Source organism: Pseudoclavibacter sp. 8L, assembly GCF_902506465.1.
Lineage (GTDB): Bacteria > Actinomycetota > Actinomycetes > Actinomycetales > Microbacteriaceae > Pseudoclavibacter.
The window spans coordinates 390,384-409,454 of sequence record NZ_LR733185.1 but is presented as its reverse complement, the minus strand read 5'-3'; the positions used below and the strand labels follow the sequence as shown (position 1 = coordinate 409,454).

Annotated in this window: 20 protein-coding genes and 1 riboswitch; of the genes, 11 read left to right on the top strand and 9 right to left on the bottom strand. The window is 67.1% G+C overall.

From position 1 onward, the window contains the following. Positions 1-96 precede the first annotated feature (96 nt). A complete protein-coding gene (locus GV007_RS01905) occupies positions 97-780 on the bottom strand; it encodes a hypothetical protein (protein ID WP_160070757.1) in 684 nt (227 codons plus the stop codon). Positions 781-857: 77 nt separating this feature from the next. Continuing rightward, positions 858-972, bottom strand: a riboswitch (SAM riboswitch). A gap of 106 nt (positions 973-1,078) precedes the next feature. On the opposite strand from GV007_RS01905, the gene GV007_RS01900 reads away from it, so the two are divergent. From GV007_RS01900 to GV007_RS01865, 8 genes are all read left to right on the top strand, one after another. Next, entirely contained in the window at positions 1,079-2,911 is a 1,833-nt protein-coding gene (locus GV007_RS01900; protein ID WP_160070756.1) for an adenosylhomocysteinase, read from the top strand. Positions 2,912-2,922: 11 nt separating this feature from the next. After that, a complete protein-coding gene (locus tag GV007_RS01895) occupies positions 2,923-4,257 on the top strand; it encodes an amidohydrolase family protein (protein WP_236558252.1) in 1,335 nt (444 codons plus the stop codon). After that, positions 4,250-4,774, top strand: coding sequence for a cupin domain-containing protein (locus tag GV007_RS01890; RefSeq protein ID WP_160070754.1), 525 nt, complete (start codon positions 4,250-4,252; stop codon positions 4,772-4,774). Before GV007_RS01895 ends, GV007_RS01890 begins: the two co-directional genes overlap by 8 nt. 84 nt (positions 4,775-4,858) lie before the next feature. Then, positions 4,859-5,704, top strand: coding sequence for an ABC transporter substrate-binding protein (locus GV007_RS01885; RefSeq protein ID WP_104331065.1), 846 nt, complete (start codon positions 4,859-4,861; stop codon positions 5,702-5,704). Positions 5,705-5,707: 3 nt separating this feature from the next. Next, the gene (locus tag GV007_RS01880) at positions 5,708-6,610 is read left to right on the top strand and encodes an amino acid ABC transporter permease (protein WP_442960370.1); all 903 of its coding nucleotides are present in this window, start codon (positions 5,708-5,710) and stop codon (positions 6,608-6,610) included. 119 nt (positions 6,611-6,729) lie between these two features. Continuing rightward, positions 6,730-7,422, top strand: a complete 693-nt coding sequence (locus GV007_RS01875) for an amino acid ABC transporter ATP-binding protein (protein ID WP_236558250.1) — start codon at positions 6,730-6,732, stop codon at positions 7,420-7,422. A gap of 225 nt (positions 7,423-7,647) precedes the next feature. Further along, positions 7,648-8,322: an excalibur calcium-binding domain-containing protein gene (locus tag GV007_RS01870; protein WP_160070752.1), complete on the top strand. Its 675-nt coding sequence runs from the start codon at positions 7,648-7,650 to the stop codon at positions 8,320-8,322. A 32-nt stretch (positions 8,323-8,354) separates the two neighbouring features. Then, the gene (locus GV007_RS01865; RefSeq protein WP_236558249.1) at positions 8,355-8,765 is read left to right on the top strand and encodes a (deoxy)nucleoside triphosphate pyrophosphohydrolase; all 411 of its coding nucleotides are present in this window, start codon (positions 8,355-8,357) and stop codon (positions 8,763-8,765) included. Between the two features lie 14 nt (positions 8,766-8,779). On the opposite strand, the gene GV007_RS01860 is transcribed toward GV007_RS01865, so the two are convergent. Continuing rightward, entirely contained in the window at positions 8,780-9,376 is a 597-nt protein-coding gene (locus tag GV007_RS01860) for a hypothetical protein (RefSeq protein ID WP_160070751.1), read from the bottom strand. Positions 9,377-9,956: 580 nt separating this feature from the next. Here GV007_RS01860 and GV007_RS01855 point away from each other — a divergent pair. Next, positions 9,957-10,247 (top strand): excalibur calcium-binding domain-containing protein, encoded by a 291-nt coding sequence (locus tag GV007_RS01855; RefSeq protein ID WP_160070750.1) that lies wholly within the window; start codon positions 9,957-9,959, stop codon positions 10,245-10,247. On the opposite strand, the gene GV007_RS01850 is transcribed toward GV007_RS01855, so the two are convergent. Further along, on the bottom strand, positions 10,237-11,418 hold the full coding sequence (locus tag GV007_RS01850) for a hypothetical protein (RefSeq protein ID WP_160070749.1): 1,182 nt from the start codon (positions 11,416-11,418) through the stop codon (positions 10,237-10,239). The genes GV007_RS01855 and GV007_RS01850 overlap by 11 nt on opposite strands. A 76-nt stretch (positions 11,419-11,494) precedes the next feature. Next, on the bottom strand, positions 11,495-12,055 hold the full coding sequence (locus tag GV007_RS01845) for a hypothetical protein (protein WP_236558248.1): 561 nt from the start codon (positions 12,053-12,055) through the stop codon (positions 11,495-11,497). Between the two features lie 245 nt (positions 12,056-12,300). On the opposite strand from GV007_RS01845, the gene GV007_RS01840 reads away from it, so the two are divergent. Then, positions 12,301-13,605: an alpha/beta hydrolase gene (locus GV007_RS01840; RefSeq protein ID WP_160070748.1), complete on the top strand. Its 1,305-nt coding sequence runs from the start codon at positions 12,301-12,303 to the stop codon at positions 13,603-13,605. A gap of 45 nt (positions 13,606-13,650) precedes the next feature. Here the strand turns inward: GV007_RS01840 and GV007_RS01835 are convergent, their stop codons facing one another. From GV007_RS01835 to GV007_RS01815, 5 genes are all read right to left on the bottom strand, one after another. Further along, positions 13,651-15,069, bottom strand: coding sequence for an amino acid permease (locus GV007_RS01835; protein WP_160070747.1), 1,419 nt, complete (start codon positions 15,067-15,069; stop codon positions 13,651-13,653). A 197-nt stretch (positions 15,070-15,266) separates the two neighbouring features. Further along, positions 15,267-15,599 carry an L-rhamnose mutarotase gene (locus tag GV007_RS01830; RefSeq protein ID WP_160070746.1) on the bottom strand — a complete coding sequence of 111 codons (333 nt, stop codon included), beginning with the start codon at positions 15,597-15,599 and terminating at the stop codon, positions 15,267-15,269. Positions 15,600-15,781: 182 nt separating this feature from the next. Then, entirely contained in the window at positions 15,782-16,582 is an 801-nt protein-coding gene (locus GV007_RS01825; protein ID WP_160070745.1) for a TspO/MBR family protein, read from the bottom strand. Between the two features lie 168 nt (positions 16,583-16,750). Then, positions 16,751-17,275: a pyridoxamine 5'-phosphate oxidase family protein gene (locus tag GV007_RS01820; protein WP_160070744.1), complete on the bottom strand. Its 525-nt coding sequence runs from the start codon at positions 17,273-17,275 to the stop codon at positions 16,751-16,753. A gap of 186 nt (positions 17,276-17,461) precedes the next feature. Further along, positions 17,462-18,445 (bottom strand): NUDIX domain-containing protein, encoded by a 984-nt coding sequence (locus GV007_RS01815; RefSeq protein WP_236558247.1) that lies wholly within the window; start codon positions 18,443-18,445, stop codon positions 17,462-17,464. A 184-nt stretch (positions 18,446-18,629) separates the two neighbouring features. On the opposite strand from GV007_RS01815, the gene GV007_RS01810 reads away from it, so the two are divergent. Next, on the top strand, positions 18,630-19,055 hold the full coding sequence (locus GV007_RS01810) for a hypothetical protein (protein ID WP_160070742.1): 426 nt from the start codon (positions 18,630-18,632) through the stop codon (positions 19,053-19,055). Positions 19,056-19,071: the final 16 nt, after the last annotated feature.

Below are 19,071 nucleotides of genomic sequence, written 5' to 3'. Positions count from 1 at the left end.
CTCGAGGGCAGTCGGCGAAGGCATGACCTTTCTCTCGAAACCACTGAACGGCGTCCAGTGCCCGCAGTTCGGTGGTTTCGAGAGAACACCGCACCCTCAGTCTCGCTCGGTGGACTTCCGGCTTAGGTGTTCGAGGTTCGTGTCGCGAAGCCGGCCGTCGCCGCGCGGACCTTCGTCGCGAAAGGCGCGCCGTTCGAGCCCACGGGCGACGCAGCTCGCGCATCCACTTGGGGTCTCCCCCGCTCTCGTGAGCCAGACGTCGACCGCGCTGGCGAAGTCGCCGTTGTCGTAGGCGGTCGGAATCTCCGTCCAGTCGCTGGGGCGCAGGTGACCTGCCCGGTAGCCGATGCGCCCCTGCTCGAACCCGGCGCGCTCGAGCAGCGACGTGGGCGATGCCCCGTGCGGCGCCTTCTCGTGGGCTTCGAGCCGGAACCGCGCGCGGCTCTGCGCCGTCACGTTGAGCAGCAGGAACAGCATCGGCGAGAAGCCGAGCTGGTGCCAGCGCCCCGCGAACTCCTGCCAGTCGGGTTTGGTGTCAACCTGGCCCTTGCGGAACATGCCGGACAGGAACGCCATGGCGAAGGTCGGTGTGCCGTGCGAGTGGGGCGGCCAGCGCAGGACGGCGAGCAGCCACTCGCGGCGGAGTTCGTGGGGCAGCTCTCGGAACGCGGCGAGGGCGTCCTGGTCGAGTTCCGCATCCCAGTCGCGCTTCGCGTGGATGAGATGGACGCCACTCTGGTTGCGGGTGGCGTCGTCGATTGGGGCTGGCGTTTCGGGCATGGGTGCGCTCCTGGCGGGTAGGCCACGCGTTCGGCGGATGCACGCGCGGGTCGCCCCGCTCGGCACCGGCTGGCGCGTGAACTGACTTGTCGCACACCGGGCGGTGTCGACCCGTTCTTCCCCTGGGGCACCCCACTCAGGTGGAGGGTTGCCGTGCAGCTAGCCAGGTACTTGACGCTGCAGCTCGTGAACGTGGGATGGAGGCTAGCACGAGCGACGGGAGGCGTGCGATGTCGGGCTGTGACGAAATCCAGTCATGTGTCCCGAGTCGGACTCCAGCTGTCTCTAGACTTGCGCCGTGAATGACGCCTCTTTGACTGCCGAGCGGCTCGTGCGCGCCTTCGCTGCGGCCACGAACCTGGTGATCGCGGGGCAGCGCATCCACGTCGCCGGTGCGGGCGAGCCGGCCGGCGCGCTCAGCAGCCTGCTGCGCGCGCTCGGCGCGGTCTCCAGTGGGTCCGACCGGGCCGACTACGTCTTCCTGACGGCCGACGAGGCCAGTCCGTCGGCTGCTATGCCGGACGAGCCGCCGTTCCGCGACGGGGCGATCGTGGTCGACGCGAGCGACGACGGGGCTCTCGCAATCGCGCTGGAGGCACGGGGCCCGGTTGGGCTCGCGACGCGACCGCCCTCGCGCCGCTACCGCCTCGCCGATGGCCGCGGCCTCGACGTGATCCGACTCGACCCCGCCGCTCTGCGCCTCGACCCGGCCGCTGCGCGACTCGACTCCACTCGCCGCCGAGCCGAGGCGCTCGAACCGGGCTCGGACGAGGCCGCCCGTGACGCCGATCTGCGCCTCGACTGGGCCCGCCGGTTCATGCCAGCCTCCTCGCGGGTGGCCGCGTCGCTCGCGGCAGAGGGGGTGCTGCGGGGGCGCCGTTTCGGGGTGAGCATGGTGCTCGAGCCGAAGACCGCCGTGCTCTCGCTGCTGCTCGCCGAGGCCGGGGCGCAGGTGTCGCTCTACGCGCACAGCGACGAGACAGACGACGCCGTCGCCGATGCCCTGAGGGCTCGCGGCTTCGCCGTGCACGCCGGTTCGGGCGCGGACGCCGACGGGCAGCTCGCGAACGCGCGCGCGTATCTCGCCGAGGGGCACGAGTTCCTGCTCGACGACGGCTCGCACCTCATCCGCCTCGCGGCTCACGACGGAGTCGAGCTGCTCGGTGCTGCCGAGGAGACCACAAGCGGCCTCCGCCCGCTGCACGCCATGGGCGACGCACTGCGCATCCCCGTCCTCGCCGTCAACGATGCCCGCGTCAAGACCCGCTTCGACAACCGGTACGGCACGGGCCAGTCGTGCGTCTTCGCGATCGCCGATCTCCTCGACCAGCTCGGCAGGGGCTTCGCGGATGCACGCGTCGCGGTCGTCGGTTTCGGCCCGGTTGGTGTGGGGGTCGCGCAGCACGCGTCGGCACTTGGGGCGGTGGTCACGGTGTGCGAGCTCGATCCGGTGCGGGCGCTCGAGGCGCGGTACGCCGGCTACGACACGGCGCCCCTCGAGGACACGGTCGGCACCGCCCATGTCGTCATCTCTGCGACCGGTGAGCCGCAGACGATCATCGCGGCCCACCTGCGCGCGGCCGGCCCCGGCACGGCGTTTGCCGTCGCAGGCGGGGTGCTCGACGAGATCGCGCTCGAAGACGCGCAGTCGCTGGGTGCGCGTCTGGAATCGCGGGCGTGGAAGGTCGACGTCGTGGTCTGGCCGGGGGCCGAGCACGGTGACCGGGCCGACGGCTCGACGGCTGCATCCGCGTCCGGCTCCGGCTCCGGCTCCGGCTCCGCAGACTCCCCCGCACTCGTTCTCGATCGCGGTGGCTGCATCAACATCACCGCCGCGGAGGGCAACCCGGTGCAGATCATGGACCTCTCGTTCGCGGCGCAGCTCACGGCGGCCGGCATGCTGGCGCGCGGCGACGTGCGGGAGCCGGGCGTGCATCCGCTGCCCCCGAGCGCCGACGAGGTCATCGCGGCCAGGATGCTCGGTGCCGACGTCGGGCAGAGGAGTCCGGAACTCTCCGAGTCCGAAACCGAGACCCTGCCCGAGCCGACGGCCCGGAACCCGCGCAGGAGCCAGACCGAGGGCCAGAGCCACAAGCCCGCCTGGCATCCCACCAGATTCCCGAACGCATGACTGGAGCGCCCGTGCAGAACGCAGCAAAGACCTCGGCGCACGACGAGGTCACGGTCTACACGGCGACGCTGGTCATCCCGATCACCGCGCCTCCGATCCTGGGCGGCGCGGTCGCGGTGCGCGGCGGCAGGATCGTGCATGTCGGCGAGCGGGCCTGGGTAACGGAGTCGCTCGCCGAGCGCGGCGTCGTGGCGCGGGAGGTGCACCACGACGGCATCCTGATGCCGGGGCTCGTCAACGCGCACTCGCACCTGCAGTACACCGGCATGGCCGCCGTCGGGCAGCGCCAGTACAACGGGTTCGAGGATTGGGCCGAGGCCTTCAACCGCGACTACGTGCTCCCCCACGACTGGTACGCCGACGCCATGGCGGGCGCGCAGAGCCTGCTCCGCGCGGGCACGACCAGCGTCGCCGACATCGTCACCGACCCGACGGCGATCCCCGTGCTGCACGAGTCTGGCCTGCACGGCATCACCTACTGGGAGGTGATGAGCTGGACCAACGAGGACTGGCAGGAGCGGGGCCGTCAGCTCATCGTGGAGGAGCTCGATCGCATCCCCACTACTCCGGGCGCCGGTCTTTCCCCACACGCGCCGTATTCGCTCGACGCGGTTCCCCTGCTCGATATCCCCGACATCGTGCGCCAGCGCGGGCTGCGCACGCACCTGCACCTGGGCGAGGCCGCATTCGAGGGCGAGCGCGATGGCAGCGGCGTCGACGGCGAGCCATGGCAGATGGTGAAGCTCGAGAGCTTCCGGGCGATGCGCTCGGCGGGCTTCGGGATGAGCGCGACGGAGTTCGTCGACCAGCTTGGCGTGCTGGGCCCCGACTGCCACGTCGCGCACGGCGTGTACATGACGGCGTCGGACCGGGCGCTGCTGCGCAAGCGCGGCACGAGCGTCGCCCTGTGTCCGCGGTCGAACGAGGTCATCGGCCTCGATGCGCCGCCGGTCGCCGAGTACCTCGTGGAGGGCAGCCCGATCGCGATCGGCACTGACTCGCTGTCGTCGAGTCCGTCGCTCGACCTCATGCACGACGTCGCGACGCTCGTCGAGGTGGCGCGCTCGCAGGGGTATCGGGGCGACGACCTGCACGAGCGCATCCTCTCGGCGGCGACGCTCGGCGGGGCGCACGCGCTGGGCCTCGACCTCGGTCCCGACCGCACCGGGTACCTCGCCGTGGGGGCGCGCGCCGATCTGGCGTTCTTCGACGTGCCCGTGGTGTCGGTGGCTGACGGTATCGTCGCGCTCGCCGAGGCGGGGGCAGGCCGGGCGTCGGCGACCATGATCGGCGGCGAGCTCGTCTGGGCCGCCGACAACACTGAGCTGGAGGTTTCACGTGGCTGAGCAGGGGAACGCAGAGCAGCAGCAGGGCGAGACGCAGACGACTGCAGCAGAAGGGTCAGCTGCGCAGGGGCGTCGGCATGCGGATGCGCACGAGCCGTCCGCCGTCCCCGCGCGCGCCACGGAGCTGGGCCTCGAGCCGCATCCCGAAGGCGGCTGGTATCGCCGCACGTGGACGTCGGGCGACCGCCTGCAGACCCCGAACGGCGAGCGGCCCGCGGCCACGCTCATCCACTTCCTGCTTCCCCCTGGCGAGTCGTCGGCTTGGCATCTCGTGACCAGCGACGAGATCTGGATGTGGCACGGCCCAGGCTCGCTCAAGCTGCAGCTGGGCGGCAACGGGTCGGCGCCGGATGCCCGCGAGCCCGTCACACTCGATCTTCAGCACGCGCAGGAGCTTGTCCCCGCCGGGCACTGGCAGCGCACGCTGCCGGGCGAGGAAGAGGTGCTCGTGAGCTGCCTCGTCTCCCCCGGTTTCAGCTTCGACGATTTCACGCTGGTCGACGGCCCCGAGGCGTGAGCCTGCCTTGCCTGCAACCAGGCGTAATGGGCGCGTGCCTGCGTGCGCCTTCCCCTATCTTCAGCAGTGAACGAAAGGCTTGTCATGACTCTCTCCTCCCGCATCCGCAAGGGCGCTGCCGCCGCTGGCGTCATCGCCGCGCTGTTCGCGCTTTCCGCGTGCTCCGGCACGTCCACGACTGAGCCGGCTGCCGAGGGTGACGGGCTGCAGACGCTCACGCCGGGCAAGCTGACGATCGCGACGGGCGAGCCGGCGTATTACCCGTGGGTCATCGACAACGCTCCGGAGACGGGCGAGGGCTTCGAGGCCGCCGTCGCGTTGGCGGTTGCCGAGGAGCTAGGGTACGCGCCGGAGGACGTGGAGTGGGTGCGCACGACCTTCGACAGCGCCGTCGCGCCGGGGCCAAAGGACTTCGATCTGAACCTGCAGCAGTTCACGATCTCCGAGGAGCGGAAGAACGCCGTGGACTTCTCGTCGCCGTACTACACGACGACGCAGGCGATCATCACGACCGAGGGGTCGAGCGTCGCCGGTGCTGCATCGATCGCCGATTTCGCGGACGCCAAGGTGGGCGTCGCCGCGGCTTCGACGAGCTACTCGGTCGCGAAGGATGCGCTCGGCAAGGATCCTGAGGTCTTCAACTCGAACGAGGACACCGTCCTGGCGCTGAAGAGCGGCCAGATCGATGCGCTGGTCACCGACCTGCCGACGGCGTTCTACCTCACCGGGGTGGAGCTCGAGGATGGCAAGATCATCGGCCAGTTCGACTCGACCGAGGGTGGCGACGAGTTCGGCATCGTGCTGCCGAAGGACTCTGCGCTGACGGCGCCGGTCACGGCCGCCGTGGATGCGCTGCGTGACAACGGCAAGCTCGGCGAGCTCGAGACCGAGTGGCTCGAGACGTCGGTTGACGTTCCGACGCTGAAGTAGCTCGTGTCGCAGGTCCCTCCTCCTCCTCCCGCCGAAGTGTCGGCGAGCGCCGCGGCCGCCGAGCCTTGGTCGCCAAGTGCGATCGAGCTCGAGCGGCGAGCATTCCGGCGACGCCAGTCGCAGCGTTCGGTGCTGGTGGCGCTCGTCTCGACGCTCGCGTTCGCGGTCATCGTCTGGGCGACGCTCATCAACACGCCTGGCTGGGCGGCGGTGTCGGAGACGTTCTTCGATCTCGACTACGCGATCGAAGTGCTGCCGACGGTGCTCGAGGGCCTGTGGTTGAACATCCGCGTGCTGGCCGTCGCCGTGGTGGGGGTGGCGATCTTCGCGACGCTGCTGGCGGTCATCCGCACGCTGCGCGGTCCGGTCTTCTTCCCGTTGCGTGCCGTCGCGACGGTGTACACGGACCTGTTCCGGGGCATGCCGATCATCATCGTGCTCTACCTGGTGGGCATCGGCGTTCCGGCGCTAGGCATCTTCCCTCGCGTGGATGCGGCCGTCTGGGGCACCCTCGCGCTTGTGCTCGTCTATTCGGCGTATGTCGCCGAGGTGCTGCGGGCGGGTATGGAGTCGGTGCATCCGACGCAGCGCGTGGCTGCGCGTTCGCTCGGCCTCTCGCACGCTGCCACGCTGCGCCTGGTGGTGATGCCGCAGGGTGTGCGCAAGGTGACGCCGGCCCTCATGAATGACTTCATCTCCATGCAGAAGGACGTCGGCCTCATCTCGATCCTGGGTGCGGTGGATGCGGTGCGGGCCGCGCAGATCGAGACGGCGCTCACCTACAACTACACGCCGTACGTGGTCGCGGGTCTGCTGTTCGTGCTGATCAGCCTGCCGATGATCCGTCTGACGGATTGGTACACGGCTCGGGCGCAGAAGCGTGAGCAGATCGGGGGCACGGTATGAGTGACGTGTATGCATACGACGACGAGTCCGCCGCCGCGGGCACCGCTGCATCCGCTGGCACCACCGGTGACCTGAAGCCGGTCCTGGAGGTTCGGGGAGTGCACAAGCAGTTCGGTGACGTGCAGGTGCTGCGCGGCATCGATCTTTCCGTGCTGCCGCATCAGGTGATCGTGCTGGTGGGGTCGAGCGGATCGGGCAAGTCGACGCTGCTGAAGACGATCAACCTGATCGAGCGGGTCGACGACGGGCAGATCTTCCTCGATGGCGAGGACATCTCCGACCCGCGCGCGAATGCGGACGCGGTGCGGAGCCGCATCGGCGTGGTGTTCCAGCATTTCAACCTGTTCCCGCACATGACGGTGCTCGACAACGTGACGCTCGCTGCCCGGAAGGTACACAAGACGCCTCGGGCTGAGGCGGCAGCACGGGGCACGGCCATCCTCGAGCGCGTGGGCCTGGGTGCGCATGCGACGAGTTACCCGGATCGGCTGTCTGGTGGTCAGCAGCAGCGGGTGGCGATCGCGCGGGCCATCATGACGGAGCCGAAGGTGCTGCTGCTGGACGAGATCACGAGCGCGCTTGACCCGCAGTTGGTGGGTGAGGTGCTGGATGTGGTGCTCGAGTTGAAGGAGCAGGGCGCCACGATCCTGATGGCGACGCACGAGATGAGCTTCGCGCGGCGCGTCGCCGACCAGATCGTGTTCCTTAAGGACGGCGTGCTCATCGAACGCGCCGCGCCCGAGCAGTTCTTCACGAACCCGCAGCGACCCGAGACGGTGGAGTTCCTGTCGCGGGTGAGCCTCGCGGCGTAGGTGCGGAGGGACGGAGGCTGAGTTCACCTCCATCAGCAGCCGACCCGCGTTCTCAGGTGCGCGCGCTCTTGGGCTGACGTCAAAACAACGGGCGGGCTCGGCAACCGCCGCCTGATAGTGCATCCAGTCGGCCACGATTAGTGATTCCCCGTGTCCCTGGGGAGGTTTATCGGCCGCGTTTTGCGGCTTTAGACTCAGAGAATCCTCAGAGACCCAGGAGTCCACATGACGTTCTACCCCGCGCCGGTCCAGCCCCCTCAGACCACGTGGCGATCCCGAATGACCGTGTTCTCCTGGATCGTTGCGGGTGTTCTGCTCCTCCTGCTTTTGGTCGCCTCAATCAACGGAGGTGTCGGCACTTTTCTTTCACTTGCTGGTCTGATTGGATTTCTCACTGGGCTGTACGTGCTGGCTACGGGCAGAAGCAGCTGGGCGGGCCTGCCTCGCTCTCGGAAACTGGGCGCGATAACCATGGGGGCAGGGCTCGTCGTGTGTGTGGTTGGCGGGTCGATAGCCGGCTCGCAAACAGTTCGCGAGCTGCCAGTCGCGGCACCTGCACCCACAGTCACAGTGACCTCGACGGTTCAGGCTCCCACTGAGACCGTTTTCGTCACCGTCACGGCCGAACCGGTTGCTGCACCAGTGGCAGAGCCGGTGCCTGTTGCCGATCCAATCCCTGTGGCCGAGCCTGAGATCGACACACCAGTGGACGCACCAGCTCCCCTCTACGCGGCACCCGAACCTGCGCCCGCGGCCCCTGAACCAGCTCCGCAGCCGAACGTCTACTTCGCGAACTGCACAGAGGCGAGGAATGCCGGTGCTGCCCCGGTTTACGCGGGCGATCCGGGGTACGCATCGCATCTTGACCGCGACGGGGATGGCATCGGATGCGAGAACTAGCCGACCAACAAAAGTTGGACCAGACTGTCGACGTGACCACTGGAAACGAGACAACAATGACGGTCGTCGCGGGCATTTTTCTTCAAGATGGAAACGTGCTCGCTTGCAGACGAGGCCCCGAAAAGAGTGGGGCCGGATCGTGGGAGTTTCCGGGTGGGAAAGTGGAACCCGGCGAGACACACGAGGTGGCGCTTGCTCGGGAAATTTCCGAGGAACTCTCTATCCAAGTCGACGTTCTCGAACTGTTCGATCGGTCCAGGACAACGCTGCAAGATGTGACCATCGACCTCAGCTGCTATCTCGTCGAGACTCTTGGAGCTGAACCCAGCAGCAGCACGGACCACGACCTCATGCGCTGGGTCCCAATCAACCAGCTCAAAGCCCTGAATTGGGCAAAACCTGATCTTCCAGCTGTGGAGAGACTCATACGGAGCGCAGAGTAGACTCTGGATCCCCCTCACCATTCGCTCTCTACGAAACCTTCTCCGACACGAGTGTGGACACGGACCTTGAGCTCACGACAAAGCTCGGAGAGGTCATCTTCAATGCGCCCCGGCAGCAGGATTGCTGGCTTCACGGGGTAGCCGGCTTGTCGCGCATTGTGGGCATAGTCGAGTGACTGCCCAATAGCCATGCGAACGTACGAGCGCGCGGTGGACTTCTTCGCCTCAATGACTTCGCCCGCAGTGCTGTCGTAGAAGTCGGGACGAATCCGAGTGTTCCCGACTACCAGCGACATGGACTGAACCACATGGTTCTTCGACTGCAGCCAGGTTCCGAATGCTGCCTGCAGGTTGAATTCAACTCTCGAGATCTCCAGCCCCCTGGGCTGCAGCTCGACAGTGAAGCCTTCCCACTCAGGCGTGACCCAATCAGCGATAACAACTTGCTCGGCCTCGAGGATGCCATTCGGCACAAGTTGCGACACATCTGCGTCGACCGGGGCGAGCAGGAAGATGATGCCGCGGCGGGATCCCTGCTCTACATCTGGTATTTCTTGGTACTCGAACGCCGGGTCAGCGAGAGTAAAAGCGCCGACGTAGGTTGCATCCACTCCCTGCACTGTGAAGAGTCTGATGAGTCGACCATCTTGCACAGAGGACATGATTGCTGCGTTCCCGCGAAGAAACTGCTGATCCCCGAACGTGCCCTCACCTGTATACGCCTACATTCCGTCGGCGCGAAGGCCTTCATGGAGGTCGTACCCGTATCTCCGCCCCTTCTTGGGGTCAGTGAAGATGAGGATATTTGGATTTCCACGGGGAGTCGAAATTCCCTGCTGTTGTTGCCCGCCCAGCATCTCGTGGATCTGGCGTCGACGAAGAGTCTCACCGATGCGTATGGGCCAGGGGAAATCCACGCTTATAGACTACCGACTGCAGTACACGAGGAGAAGCACCGCGGTGCATTCAACCCAAATCAAATCCGCCCTCTCCCCTGCCCCAGCTCACCTCAGCACCAAATGCCCCAGCACCCGGGCATTTGACGACGCGAACGCCCGTCGCTTGTGCTAGCCGGGGCTTTCGCGCACTCCCCCATCTCTGGAGCCCCTCATCGTGCGTACCTTTCCCACGTCTTAGTCGCGCTTTCCGCGCCACACCCCTATTGCTGCGGCAGCGACCCTTTCGATCGTCGTGTTCGGAGTGCTCAGTGGATGCGCGTCCGCGAGCGAGCCGGTCGCCGAGACCGCGCCAACGGTCAGCGTCATCACCACGGCCACGCTTCCGACCGAGAGGGTGTCAGTCACCGTCACAACGACCCCTGAAGTTGTCGTCCCCGTTGAGGAAGTCGGTGTTCCCGACCCAGCACCCGTTTACGCCGAGGATCCTGGCTACGGCCCACACCTCGACCGCGACAGTGACGACATCGGCTGCGAGCAGACGGCGCGTCACCTGGCCTCGAACAAGCAGCCGTTCAAGTGCTAACGCGTTGAAACTGGAGCCGAGCAGTCGGATGCTCGAAGGACGCGACGATTTCGGCGTCTGACGCGGGAAGACCGAGTTCAACGCGGTACGGCGGACCCGGCACCTCCGGCTCGTCGACGGCTTCACCCGCGTCCCGACGCTCTCGTGTGACCTGGACAGCCTTCACGTAGGCCTCCCACTGCTCGGCCGTGGGCTCCGGGTCCGACGGCAGCACCTGCGTCTCAAGAGAAAACTCGGCTATGACGTCGTCGACCGTCAGCTGCTCCAGCATGCGGGTCAGCACGAGACGTTGCCACTCGTTCCCGCAGGAGTCGACAACCTCGTCAAAGGCGGTTTGAGTCCGTGCATCCCACGCACGCGCGAAGAGTTCTCGAGGCAGGCCGATTCGCCGTTCAACGTCCATGGGCCGGAAGCGACCATGGATGCCCTCGAACGGAGGTACACCCGACTCCTGCTGCCCTTCCGCCTGTTCGAAGGCACGCATCTGCTCGTAGGTCACGAACACAGCCGTCACCTCGCCGCTTTGCGTCCGCGTACCGATCCACTCACCAAGGGCTTGATCAATCGGGTCCCCCTTGGCTGCGGCGTCTGCTCCAACCCGAGCCGTCGCTGCACTCCATTGTGCGTCAGCGGCGGCCGACGCTCCAGGTTCGTACGTGGGGCCGCCGATTGCCGGGTCGCACTCAGGCAATCTCTGAGACTCACCAGGCCCTGAGTCGTTCTCCGGCTCCGTTCGTTGCTGTTCGCTCAATGACGCAAAGTGCTCAGAACTCCGCTCAGCGTCCGAACGCACCATGCGCTGCATCTCAGCGCGGCGTTCGATTGCGTCCTCGGCGCTCGCCGCCTGCTCGAGTTCAGGCAGACCGTTGACCGGGTTCAGCTGCAGCACCAAAGTGCGTGCCTTCTCTCGGGCGACAGCTGCAGGCCATATGCCGGCGATTACCGCGGCGTTCGAAGCCGGAGACACCTCGAGCGCGAAGACCAGCGCCGAGTATCCGCCGTCGAGAGCCACCAGTCGCGCCCGCGAGTCTGTTGCCCCGGGAACACGCTCAAGCCCGGGCGCGGAATCCGCACCGAATTCGAGCATCCGCGTGAAGAACGTCTCAAGGGCTTTTCGTGCCTGCGGGTCAGCTTCGATACTGCGCTGACGGTTGACATAGATCGACGTCATCAAGCTTCTCCCCCGTGCAGCGATCAGCTTCCAACCATAGAGGCGACTGGTCCTCGCGTGAGGGCGGGAAGACAAGTCAGCTCCCCTGCACGCACCCCGGCGGCAGCGAGTTCCCGCTGATGGCGAAGTCGTCGCAGTTGAGGAAGTGCGCTTGGTTGAGGCCGAGCACGTAGGCGACCACGACGATGCCGCCGACCACGGCGACGATCAGCCAGCGCCGATGCCGTGAGGTGCGATCGACGAAGTCGGGCCACACGATGCGCAGCAGCACCCAGAGCGTGAAGGGCACGCACACGAGCACGACGAGGAGCGCGGCGAGGTCTACGAAGGCGACACCAAGGTTGCCCGAGTCGTCGTCGACGAGGAAGTTGAGGACCAGCCACATCGTTGGCACGAGCAGCAGCCCCGCTCGCCACAGCCTGCCCCACACCCTCCGCCGTTCGAGCAGCACGAACACGAACGCGGCTGTCGATGCCGCCCAGAACCCGAGGATGTCGTCGAAGAACACCTCACCCCACGCTCCGAGGGTGAATGCCGGCCACCAGGCGACCGCCGCCATACCCACCATGACGACACCAAGCGGCACGTCGCGCTGGCGCTCGTCCGCGGGCTCCTCGACCTCTGCTGGGGTGCTCACCCTCGAAACGTAGCGCCGATGCTGCCGAGTCGGAAGCCTCGCCAGCGACCCGCGGTCCCGGCCGAGCACTTGGAGGCAATCTGAGCCGCGCATCCACCCATCGCCACCCAGCAATTCGCTCCGCCTTCGCGTGTAGCTTTCTCTCACCCCGTGTGAGAAGTTGAGTCCACCGGGACCCGAGATTCGTCAGAATCCCCCGTAACGCTTCGTTCGAAGGAGCACCCGATGTCGTTCCCCGCGCGCGCATGAGCGCCATCCTCGAGCTGCCCATCGTCAACTCGCCCGCGATGTGGATCATCTACCTCGTCGCGGTCGCTCTCACGATCACGCTGCTCGTCCGCGACCCCGACCCGAAGTGGTTCGTGCGCGCCTCCATCGGCGCCGTCGCTGGAGCGCTGCTCGGCATGGGCATCTACTTCGCGGGCAACCTGCTCGACCTCTTCGGAGTGAACCTGCCCCTCATGGTTGGCGTGTGGGCGACCGCCATGTTCGCGGGCGTCGGCCTCGCCATCGCCTCCTTCCCGGACGCAAAGCCCTGGCGCAAGATCGTCGCGAGCGTCGCCATCCTCGCCTACCTCCTCGCGGGCGCAACCGGCATCAACGCCTTCTACGGCCTCAACCCCACCCTCGGCTCCGTCTTCGGCGTCGTCGAAGAAGACCAGATCACGCTCCCCGAGTACAACCCCGACAACCGAGCCGCGCCCACGCAGCCCCTCGCCGCGACGTGGCAGGCGCCCGACGACATGCCCTCCGTCGGCGAACGCGGCTCGGCCCCCATTCCCGGCACCGAATCCGGCTTCGTGGCCCGAGACGCCGGCATCTACCTGCCCCCGGCGGCGCTCGTCGAGAACGCCCCAGCCCTGCCCGTCGTCATCATGATGATGGGCTACGTCGGCAACCCCGACCCGACCATCATCAGCGACGTCCTCGACCAGTTCGCCGCCGACCACAACGGCCTCGCCCCCATCGTCGTCGTCGCCGACCAGCTCGGCGGAGCGGGCGACGTCGACCCGGCCTGCGCCGACTCAGCGAAGTACGGCAACGCCGAGACCTACGTCACCACCGACGTCGTCAACTGGGTCAACGCCAACCTCAACGTCATCCAGGACCCCAAGTACTGGACCGTCGCCGGCTACTCCAATGGCGGCGGATGCGCGGCCAAGTACGCCGCGAAAGACCCCGGCACCTTCAAGAACATCATCAGCGTCTCCGGCGAGCAGTACCCCGGCTCAGAGACTCCAGACGCCGTCACGACCGACATCTACGGCGGCGACACCGCCGCCTTCGAAGCGTCGAAGCCCATCACGATCTTCAACGCCGCGCCGGCGGGCACGTACGCCGGAATGACCGCCATCTTCACGGCCGGCAGTGAAGACCCCGACTTCGTCTCCATGGCGACAACGCTCTCCAACGCCACCCAGGCCCTCGGCATCGCGACGACCCTGTTCATCGTGCAGGGCGCCGACCACGGCGGCGACGCCGTCAGCGGCGGCCTCACCGAAGGCTTCAACGTGCTCTACCCCGTGCTCGGGCTCTCGACCGGCACCTGACCGAGCGTCAGACACCCCCGGGCCAGCAGGGCTCACGCGCGACGGCTAGGGGCGAGCCGGCTCCACAGCATCACGCTCTGCCGCGACCCGACCCACCCGACGCCGCACGAGCATCCACGCGATGCCCAGGATGACGAACCACACAGGAGTCAGCAGCAGCGGCCCGCGGGTGTCGTCGAACATGCCGAGCACCACGAGCATGAAGACGAAGAACCCGAGCACCACCCACGAGAGCGGCACGCCGAAACGCAGCCGGTAGGCGGATGCGGCATGCAGCTCGGGACGGCGGCGCCGGTACACGAGGTACGACGCGAGAATCATCGACCACACGAAGATGAAGAGAATCGACGACACCGCTGTGACGAGCTGGAACGCATCGTCGAAGATCAACCCGAGCGATCCACCCAGCAGCACCACCCCACACGACAGCAGCAGGGCACTGCCCGGCACGGCTGTCCGCGTCAGCTTCCCGAACACGGCAGGAGCCTGCCTCCTCGTCGCCAGGCCGTAGGCCATGCGACTCGAGGAGAAGAAGCCGCTGTTCGCGGCCGACACCGCCGACGTCATCACCACGGCGTTGATGATGGCGGCCGCCCCGCCGAGACCGATGAGCAGGAAGAGCGCCACGAACGGGCTCTCGCTCGGGTCGATCTCGCTCCACGGCGTCACGCACATGATGACGCCGAGCGCGAGCACGTAGAAGAAGAGGATGCGCATCGGCACCTGGTTGATCGCCTTCGGCAAGTTCTTCTCCGGATCCTTCGCCTCGGCCGCCGTCGTGCCGACCAGCTCGATGCCGGCGAACGCGAAGATCGCGATCTGGAAACCGCCAAGGAACCCGATGAGACCGTTCGGGAAGAAGCCGCCGTCGTCCCACAGATGCGTGACGCTCGCCGTATCCCCGTTCGGAGCTGTGAACGCCGTCGCGACGAGGAAGATGCCGACCACGATCAGCCCCAGAATGGTGACCACCTTGATGAGCGCGAACCAGAACTCGGCCTCTCCGAATGCCTGCACGGCGATGAGATTCAACGCCAGCACAAACGCGACCGCGATGACCATCGGCACCCAGCCGGGAAGATCCGGCCACCAGAACCTCGCATACGTCTGCACGCCGACCATGTCGGCCGTCGCGATCGAGATGAGACACAGCCAATAGGTCCAGCCGATGAAGAAACGCGCCCATTCACCGAGATAGTCGGCGGCGAAGTCCTGGAAGGTGCGATAGCCGAGATTTGAGAGCAGCAGCTCCCCCATCGCCCGCATCATCACGAACAGCATCGCGCCGACGACGACGTACACCAGCAGAATCGACGGGCCGGCCTTATGGATGCCGATGCCGGAACCCAGGAAGAGTCCGGTTCCGATCGCACCGCCGATAGCGATCAGCTGAATGTGTCGGTTGCTGAGACCGCGCTCAAGCGCCGGCCCGGCAGTTGGGGAATCGCCTTCGATACCGCTCATGGCCAGAGCCTAGATCCAGCGAGAAGAAAACTCACCAGAAAAGATTGGTGGAGGACTCTGGAATTGCACCAGACAAGGCGTCTCAAGAACGCATCCCCCAAGGATTCGAGTGTAAGCCCATGATCGTTCCGGGAGCAAGTTGGAAACGCCGTCAACGCATGCGAGAACGGATGCGAGAACGGGCGCTTCCCAGCGTGTCAGCCGCCGCGCTTCTGCGCATCGAGATCCCACACGAGCTCCAGCGGGGAGAATCCCTCCTCACCATCGGAGTCTCGGTACAGCTCGACGAAGCGTCCGATGTCCTCCTGCCAGCGCGCATTCGCGGGATCGACGTCGAGCGCCGCGATGGCCGCATCCCAGTCGTCGCAGATCACGTCGTGGAAGAGCCGATGCCCGGAGCGGAAGATCGTCCAGCTGCGGATGCCGACCCGGTCGAACGCGGCCATGAGCTCGTCAGGCACGACGGCGTGGCTGGCACGGTACCCCTCGATCGATCCCGGCTTGATCTCCGAGTGGAGCGCGACCCTCATCGTGAGACTCGCATCCAGCGCTCGCCGCGTGCTGCAGCCCGCGTCTCGTCTCGAAGAAGGGCTCCATCGGTAGCTTCCATACTCGAATGCTAGCGAGATCGTGCCCGCGGGAGTGCGACACATGAAATGCAGAATGGCCCAGCCACCACGAGAGCGGTGACTGGGCCATTCGAGGCAGGGACCTACGCCAGGGCGGCCTGCTGGTTGCTCACGTTGCGCGAGTCGATCGACTTGGCGAGCACCCCCGTGACGGCGATGAGGATCGCGACCGCGAGGGCGACGACGCCGACGAGCGTCGACTCGGGTGCATCCGCGAGCCGCCCGAAGCCAACCCAGGCGACACCCCAGATGATGGCCGCCGACACGGCGAGGTTCTTCCAACGCCACACGTAGAACGTCGCGAGTCCGAGGACGGCGACGAGGGCCGCGGTGGTCGAGATCTCGCCGAGCGTGCTCTCAGCAGCCACCCCGGTCGAGACGATGGCCGCCCCGAGGTTCGCGAGGGTCGCAACCGACACCCAGCCGAGGTAGAGGCCGAAGGTCGTGTCGACGGCGAGGCGCTCGCCCCAGTTCTCGGCGGGGCGTGAGGCGATACGGCTCACGAGCGCGATGCAGACGGCGAGGAGCGCGACGATGACGGCGACGCTCACCCAGATCAGACCGAACTGGGTGACCAGCAGCCATCCGGCGTTCAGGAGCATCGAGAGCGCGGCCAGCCAACCCGTGGAGCGAGCCTTCGCCGATGTGGCCTGCTTCGGCAGCCACTGCCAGACGACGTAGGCGAACAGGCCGAGGTAGATGACCGACCAGATCGAGAAGGCCGTGCCGGCAGGGGCGATGAGTGTTGCGTCGGCGGAGAGATTGCCGCTCGACGACTGATTGACCTCAGTGCCGCCGAAGAGACCCACCCCGTAGAGGGTCCCGACGACGCAGAGGATTCCGGAGACGGTCACGAACAGACGACGGAGAAGATCGGAGGACATGCAAAGAAGCTAAACGATCTAACTGAATGCGGCGTGGATGTTGACACCGGTGCGTGCCGGAGTCGATCGAGCCGTCGCAGCGACGGCAAACGCCCCCGACCATGAACCGCACCGCGTGGTGCCTCATGGTCGAGGGCGTCAGACGGGTCCGTGCCGCCCGCGTGCCTGCTAGAGCTCGACCTTGCCGCTGTCACCCTCGATGGGCTCTCCGGAGACCTTCGACTTGATGAAGCTGAAGACCGTCGCGATGCGGCCACCCGGGGTGTCCCAGTACTCGCCACCGCTCGCCGTGAACTTCAGGACGCCCACGTTCGGGTCCTCGGGTCCGTCAGGGAACCATGCCTCGGCAGCCGGGTTCCAGAGCTCGCGCAGCTTCTCCGGCGCATCCACGACCCCCGCCGTCCCGGAGAGCGAGACCCACGAGTCGTTCGAGCTCAGCGAGACCCCGGCGCGAGCATCCGCCGCGAGGTTCCGGACCGTCGTCGAGTCCTTCTGGATGAGGAACCACAGGTCGCCGTCGAACTCCGCCTCCTGAATGGTGAGCGGATGCGCGACCAGCGACCCCGAGCCCTCGATCGTCGTCAGCATGGCGAAGCGGAACTCCTTGACGAGCTTCGCGATCTTCGCCACCTCGTCGGCGTGCGAGGCATTCGAGTGGGTGCCGTGGCCGTCGTGCGTCGTGTGGTCGGTCATGTGTTGCTCCTCGGGGATCAGATCGTGCGCATCGTCGCGCCCATCATCGGGCGCTCCCATTGGCGGGACCCGGCGAACCTACGCACGGGGCCTCCGAATCCCCCTCGTGTCTCCCGGATGCCCGCCGTGCACTGCCGGCGCGGTGCCTGAGAGCGAGACGTGAGAGCGAGGCGGCAGGCACGTGCCCTAGCGGCGAGCCCCGTAGCCGATCAGCTCGCGCAGCCAGCCAACGCCCTTCACGGTCGCACCGACCGCCGCAACGCGTTCGCCGAGCTCGCGATCGCTCGTGGCGACCGTCACGGTCTCGCCACCATCGACCCGGCGACGCGCCTCATCGACGATCGCGTCATCTCCTGACGCGCTCGCGCGCACCACTCGAACCGGGGCGTGCGGCGCCTCGTCTTCCGACGGGCCGCGGATCTCCCGCGCGGCGCCCTCGACGACCACCGCGAACTCCGGGAACCAGCTCGTGCCGCCCAGTCCCAGGTCTTCGGCCGAGACACCGGCGGCCACCGATGTGGATACGGACGACACAGGCAGGGCCGCTCCGGCTTGAGCGAAGGCCTCGACCTTCGACAGCAGCCGCTCGGCAGCGCCCGCACGGTCCCGCCACCAGCCGTCGGGGACCGAGCCGACCACGTTCGCCGCGTCCACGACAACCGCCGCACGCACCTCGAGGGCGGCCCGCAGCGCAGGCCAGGAGGCCGCGAAGCCGTGGTGCAGCGGCAGCTTGTCCACCTCAGCGACGGGGACCCAGCGCAGCTCGAGGCTCTCAGCGTCGGCGATGACCGGATCGAAGGGCTCGACGACGCGAGCGACGAGCGTCGTGTACCGCCAGAAGCCGAGCTCCAGGACGCTCGTGAAGAGCGGCGAGACGGAGCCGCACGGCACACCCGCTTCCTCGGCAGCCTCACGGAGGGCGCCGACGGCCGGGGGCTCACCCTCGTGCAGCGCCCCGCCCGGGATGCCCCACGTGCCGCCGTGGTGGCTCCACTCGGCGCGGTGCTGGAGCAGGATGCCGCGCTGCGGGTCGACGGCCACGAGCCCTGCGGCACCGAACCTGCCCCAGTAGCGCTGTCCGGTCTCGGAGTACACCCACGCGTCGCCGGGATCGCGCGGCCCGTGCAGCAGGCGTCGCGAAACCTGGTTGCCGGTGGGGGAAGTCGTCACCCCGTCAGCTTCACACGGCGCGGCCCCGCTGCCAAGAGCCCAGCCAGACGGGCGTAACAGATGCTCCAGGAGGGCCAGTGCGGGCGAGGGGCGACTCCGCAGGCGTGCGGCCTGTGGATGCACCCCTTCCACAGGTGCGAAGCCAGCCCGGTTCCGGTCCGTTCGTCGCGCGCACACTCGTCGCATGACAGCGATCCCAGCCCCGATGACCGAGCCCATCATCACCGACGAGGAGGTGCTCCGTCACGTGACCGGCCTCGTCGGAGAGGCCTACCGGCGCCAGCTCTGGCTCATGTTCCTCGACGCCGACGACCTCGCCCTCCCAGTGCTCATGCCGATCGAGGCCTACCCGAACAGGCCGACGTATCCGCAACTCGAGAAGATCGCGGGGGCCATCGCCGACATGGTCGCCGAGCTGCGGGCCGCGAGCGTCATCCTCACGTGGGAGCGGCCAGGCTCTGGCGACTCCACGCCAGACGAGCGGCTGTGGGCAGCCGCGCTCGGCATCGCGTGCGAGGTGCGCGAGCTCACCGTGCGCGCGCAGCTCCTCGCGTCGCGCGAGGGCGTGCGCCACTTCGACAAGGCCGAGTACTTCGCCGTGGCGGCGTGAGCGATGCTGACGACCC